The sequence below is a fragment of the Pseudidiomarina sp. genome (assembly GCF_048267825.1).
GTDB lineage: Bacteria > Pseudomonadota > Gammaproteobacteria > Enterobacterales > Alteromonadaceae > Pseudidiomarina.
Map to the genome: position 1 here is coordinate 1 of NZ_JBLWWR010000027.1, position 6,063 is coordinate 6,063.

At 53.0% G+C, this 6,063-nt stretch carries 5 protein-coding genes; all 5 read right to left on the reverse strand.

Annotation, left to right across the window (positions count from 1 at the left end):
• Positions 1–299: type IV pilin protein (locus ACN0UN_RS11540; protein WP_417660106.1), on the reverse strand; the 299-nt coding region annotated here is incomplete at its 3' end.
• An 11-nt stretch (positions 300–310) separates the two neighbouring features.
• Entirely contained in the window at positions 311–4,156 is a 3,846-nt protein-coding gene (locus tag ACN0UN_RS11545) for a pilus assembly protein (protein ID WP_417660102.1), read from the reverse strand.
• A 40-nt stretch (positions 4,157–4,196) separates the two neighbouring features.
• A complete protein-coding gene (locus ACN0UN_RS11550; protein ID WP_417660103.1) occupies positions 4,197–4,664 on the reverse strand; it encodes a pilus assembly PilX family protein in 468 nt (155 codons plus the stop codon).
• A gap of 11 nt (positions 4,665–4,675) precedes the next feature.
• Positions 4,676–5,701, reverse strand: a complete 1,026-nt coding sequence (locus tag ACN0UN_RS11555; protein WP_417660104.1) for a PilW family protein — start codon at positions 5,699–5,701, stop codon at positions 4,676–4,678.
• Positions 5,698–6,063: hypothetical protein (locus ACN0UN_RS11560; RefSeq protein ID WP_417660105.1), on the reverse strand; the 366-nt coding region annotated here is incomplete at its 5' end. The genes ACN0UN_RS11560 and ACN0UN_RS11555, both read right to left, overlap by 4 nt.

The following is a 6,063-nucleotide window of genomic DNA, read 5'->3' on the forward strand; positions in this document are numbered from 1 at the left end:
TCCAAGGTATAGAACTTCGTCGCTCCGTCCTTTGGTGCATCTGTGAAGGGCAACGCAGGGGCTGCGTTAGCAGGGTTAGCGTTGGCTGCCGTCAGATATCTGCCGTTCGCCGTATAGTGACGCTCCATGAATTGTGCCAACTCCATCAAGGCAGCTTGCGCGTCTGCTCGGCGCGCCTTGCGTACGTGCTCCTGATAAGACGGGTAAGCAATGGCAGCGAGGATGCTGATAATTGCCGCGACAATCATCACTTCAATCAGCGTGAAGCCCCCGCTCGATTGCTCCCTATGTTCCTTCATTTGTTTCACTGTTAATTTCCCCCTGTTTCCCGCCAAGATTGGCGGCCAAAACGCTGCGACCCAGGAACGGGTATGCATTGGGGGGCTGCTCCTGCAGAGCCCGCAAAGCACAGCAGCGTAGACTGGAGCGCGACGCCTTTACTTACACCGTCATCATGGTCCGATATGCCGGACCATGGGGCATTCCCGTTGTCTCCAATCGTAGTGGTATCCCCATCGTCAGGTGCTCCATCGCCGTCGGTGTCGAAATAGACATAATTTAAGCGTGAGCCGCTGGAGAGGTTCATCGCCATGATGAAGCTCGTGCCACCGAACCCACAAGGATTGGCGGAAGGCGTCATGGTCGTGAAAATAACGCGGTCGGTTCTAAGCGTGGGCTTGGCGATAACCCTTTCGCCCTTGGCTCCGGTGCTACCCGTTCCCTCCAGCCAGCCGAGGTCTATGTACCAGCCGGATTGATTGGTGAGCGCGTTGTCGGTGATCGCCCGTACGTTAAGCCCGCTGTCCAGTGTCGCTTCCTTGATAACTGCTTGCTTTAGCAAGTTGTTACGCCCATCGATAGCCTGGCCTCGGTCGATGATGCCGTAGAAGGTATCCACGGGCGGAGATACCGGAATTTCATTATCCCCGTCGCGATAGAAGCTTCCGGTTCCGAAGAAGATCATGTGCTCGCCCTTTCCATTGAAGGCCGACGAAAGTGGAGCAGTGATGGCTTGGCGAGTGGTTCCAATTTTGGCAATAAACAGAGGGTTATTGCCAAGACTGCCCGGAATGTCCCAGCCGGACGGGGTGCTGCCGTTCAGATCTATGCGCCATACATTTCCTAGCGTGTCGGCCACGTAAACCCTGTCTGCAACTTGGTTGTAGTCAGTATCTGAAGCCAGGGGCGAGCCCAAGTTGCCGGTAGTTGGTAGTTCAATCTCCTGGATAATGCTGCCGTCTGCTGCATCAAGTATCCAGACCTTACCGTCTTCAGGCGCCGTCTCATGGTAGCCGCTGCTGACGATCACGCCGAATCTCTGGTTAGGCAGGGCTACCAGCGCCGGCTGGCCGATGGTATAGCCCATGTCAGGGTGGCTGAATTCCCACATGACGCTGTTGCTGGTCATGCTGCCCGGATTGGTCACGTCAAGAGCGAAAATGCTTTTTCCACCCGCGCCAGTAGTTCCAACAACCATGGTTTTCCAAGAGCTTCCGATCCACACGTCGGAGACACGCGGAGTACCGTCGACGTAATAGCGATGCGAGTAGGCCGGGTCGGTCAGGTTGATCAGGTTGCTGAACACCCCATTAGGCACATAGGCGAAGAGTTCACTACCACCGTTGCTGCCTGCTGTATCACTGACCCGCGCGTCGAAGCCGTGCAGCATGCCGTCGTTGGCGCCTACGATCACCGTTGGCGTACGATTCTGATAAGTGCTACTGGCGCGGAACGCGGTGTATGCCTTGCCTACGGCGCCGTTGGTTCCCCAGCTCAAGCGCGAATAACCGAAATCCTGCTGGTGGATGTACTGGGGGTCGGAATTAACAATATCGCCCAGGCGGCTACCGCGTTGGCGGAAGAGTTTTGTTCGGTTATCAGAGGTGATCTCGTTTGTGCGGTCGCCACGGAGATACGCTAAGCGGCTCTGGGCATTGCTAATTGTCGCTTCCAATGGTTGCTGCAGCAAAGATCGCTGGGTGCCGTCCAAGTCGTTCCAGTCGAAATTGACGCCACTAGTGGCAACCAATTCTCCCGAGGTGCCTGCAGTGGTAGCAGGGCGGACCGTAAAGATCTTCCGTGAGTCGACCGAACTGAGGTTGTCGAGCTTCTGTGCAGCACTCCAGGCGGTATTGGACGCTACGATACCGTTATCGTCGACGCGACGCGCAAGTACGTCTCCGCTCCAGAAGCTGCTGTCTAGGCGCGACTGGAATAGCGCAGTGTCGGTTTCGAGTCGAGTTGAGTTGGTGGCAAGCGACGCTGTGGTGCTCTCCACTTCGTTGGCGATCTGTGCGAAGGCTTTCCGCAAGCTTCCCACCATATTGGCTGCATCGCTAGCGACAAAAAAGTTATCGGGGCGGGGGTAGTTTGTTGCCAGCATGTCCGTGTTAGTGCGCCACCATTCTGGATCGAGTGCAGCGGTTCGCTTATACGGATCCCCAAAGTCTTTAGGGACTTTGAATCCACCATACTTGGCTGCCAGCCAATACTGGTTCCCCGTCTTTCCTGCAAGACTTTGGCCTTCCCTGACGTCCACCCAATATGTAGAAACGCTTTGTCTTCCAGCATAGTCAGAGCGCAAGTCTTTCGTATTGGCATCATAAGCAAGTCCTGCAATATAGGCAGAGTTTTCACGTCCGGTAAAAGGAGTGTTGATAGTAATGCCTTCCAATTCAGCCACTTTGTCTGTAGCAGTGACGGCGTTGACAGTAGTGTCGCTGCTGACTTCGGAAGGCACTGAGGGTTCATCTGTCCTTACGGCGTTGCCTGGCAGGTTTTTGTCTCGATGAGTGTTAGTGTCCCCAATACCTAATATCACGTTCTTCTGGCAGGCGTATTGGATAGGGTCGTTCCAGTCAGTGATCACAGGGAATCCGTCATGCCATCGATCTAGGACGGTTCCATTAGGTTTTGAGTTGTGATCTGGGCTGGCAGTGCTATAGGCTCCAACGTTTCCCTGGTTTTTAAAGTATCGGAGCGCTGTGTAATAAAGTTCGCTCACGGGGTCGTGTGACTTGAAGTCGCCATCGGTTTTCAGCGAGCCGTCAGCATTTAGCTCGCCAAACTTGTTTAGATAATTCATTACTCCGCTGTTGCTGATGGTTCTGCCTAGGGTAGTGGTGATGCTGTCCGGATTGATAATCATGACGCCGGTGTTGGCATTCCATTCGGGATTATCGGCGGAGGGGGAAATGAACTTTTGTTGCGCCCGTAGAACCCCGCCATCTCTAAGCATGTCGCCATCATTTAGGTAGCCGAAGATGCTGTATCGCAAATCTCCAGAGTACTGTTGGAGTAGCCCGACGGGTTTGTAGTTTCCATTCGGGTAGCGCTCGCAGTTGGTTTCCAGCCCCTTGCCAGGGTCACAGACTTTTACGCGAATCTTTACGCGGTAGACGCTTTTGACTTGGTTAGTGCCCTGTGGGGTGAATGCGGTTATTAGTCGGCCGTCAACCCATTGCGCCGAATTGTTGGGCTCATAACTTACCCATTCGGCTTGTTTCTCCGCAGATGAACCACCACCGCCGATGCCATCCTTCCAGTTGGAAAAAAGCATGTCGGCACCTAGCCCCTGGAGCCGTATGTAGAGGTTATCCCATTCGGTGGTGACGGGCGCCGCGCCGGCGATATCCGCCTTAGCAATCAGCCCTTGGGCTTTAGTGTCCTCCATGCGGTTGCCCGCGCTGCTTTGCCCTGAATGGCGAGCTTTCTGGAGAACCGTTTCGGTTGATGTATCACGATAACGATAACCGCCAGTCAATGCGCTGCGAAACGGATCAATTGTTGGTGTTGCAGCCCAATTAAGAAAATTTCCGCTCCATTGTTTACTTCCCGAACATGTATGACTGGTTGCGTCACTGTTAGGCTCGAACCATTGATTTCCTTGGTCGTAGATATAACATTTATTTGAGTTGAAGTATCCAATATAGGTATTTTGAGGGCTATAGTTCCCAGTGTTTGCAACTGAGAGGACGGTGGGCCACTCCACCGAGGGCACCAGCGCCAAATTTCCCGGCACGCTGCCGCCGCCGAGAAGTAAAGGGCTCTGCGATATATCAGCATGGCTGGGAGAGACTGCTGTCGCGATACAGAGCGAGAGCGCAAAACTGACAGCGCTTTTCAGTTTTCTCAACGGATAGTAATAGGGTTTCATTAATGAAGAACTCCGAAGGCTGTCAGGTCGGCAGGTTATTTTATTGCTCAACCAGAAAGGTGGAGCGGAGTTTGACTTGAGCGCTAGGCGTGGCGTCACTATTCGTACTGCGTCCATAACCGGAAGATTCGATACGCACCAGGGCGCCTTCATCATCAATGGGTGCGCCGGCTTCTGTGCTAGTTCTCAGTTTTGCCAAAAGTGTGATTTGATATTCAGGATCCTTGCTGGCACCTGGGAAGTTTGGGTAGGTATCAGAAACGTTGGCAGTTTCTAAAACACTGAGGGTCCCGGCTTTGAAGCGACTGATAACCTCAGTTTCGCCTTTTCGCAGTGATGCTTCTGAGGCTTGCAACGCCAGGCTACTGTCGCGCATATTTCCGGACATGTTTTCTTGCAGCGAAGTGCCACGCATGCTGGCTAGTCCGATCACAGTAAGCAACAAAAGCATGATCAGCGCTATTACCAGAACCGCTCCATTTTGGTACTGAAAGTTAGTTTGTCTCATGCCGACCATCCTCATTGCAGGCGATTTCTAACACCAAGCGTGCTACTAAAGGTTTGGGCGAGGCGCTTCTCGCTAATGTTAACGCTGGCGCCGTCGAACGAGAGCGTTTGAGTGGCACTAACAACGTTCTTATCAGCTCCAGCGGCAAGTATCTGGAGGCGCACGCTGCCTACGTCTCCCCACTCTGCCAGACTCATGTCTTTTGCTTTTTTATATTCGGTAACCTGGCGTTTGGCATTGATCAGACCATAGATGATCTGAATATTTTCTATCCCTTCAACCAGTTCCATGTTAACTGGAGTGCCGCTGTTGAAGGTTACCCGACGAAGAGATGGCCGGTTGTTGGCTCCGGTTCCAATGTAGTAAAGCGCAGACTGTAGCGTTAGTATTTCCATACTGTTGCCATAGGCGTGGCTAAACTCATGGTGGCCTGGATTCTTGTTGCCGGGCGTGCCTTGATTCTGTCGGGTTAGTGAGCTTGCGGTTTTATTATTCGCTGTCTGGAAAACGTCACATCCCAGGGCGTCAGCAACAATCACGATACTATCGTTGGGAATAGAACTAGCTGTATTGACGCTTATAGTATTTGAGTTGGCGGGGGTGGCGCCGGTTGCGGTGGCTCCGGAGGCCTGCGCTGCATGCTTGACTAGGATCATATCGGTCCCGGGTGTGCGGTTAGCTATGCCTGTTATTTTGGCAGCAGGTGCAGGAGAGACGTTTTCATCCCAACCCATGATGGCAACATTTAGGTCGAATAGCTCGCTGGAATATGCGGAGGATGCTTCGTTAAGGAGATTGTTAGGTGTTCCTAAACACTCGCCCTTGTAGCCCGCGTTACGAATATCACGGGCCAAAAAGTCCAATGCGAAGCGTCCACTCTCTTGCACCCGAGAGAGCGCAACGTTAGTGCTGTATGTCTGCTTACTGCTGAGAAATATTTGCATAACGCCAAGCATAAGTAACAGGCTCAAGGCCATCGCGACCATCAACTCAACAAGCGAGAGACCGTGTTGTTGTCGGAGGGATATATGGGTCATATTTCTGTCCGATAAGCGAAGGTTTCGCTGTGGGTATTGTTATCGTTGCTAGCTTTTATATGACCCCGGGAGTCGTTCCAGCGAACCGATATGGTGATCAGAGTGCCGTTTTTCTCAACTTTACCGGTGCCTTCTGGCAACGTTAGAGCTAACTGGTTTAGCCATTCGGCCACATCCTTCTCAGCCGTAGTGCCTGTTACGGTGTTGGTTGAAGAGGAAGTCGGAAAGTCCGTTAGGTAAGCGTTAGTCAATGCTTCGAGGCGGTTGGCACGCATGCGGTCGGCCAGATCGCCCGCAAGCAATGTCGCTTGGGACCTGTAATAGGCGCTATGGTTGCTTTGGATGCTGGTTGCTTGGAGGCC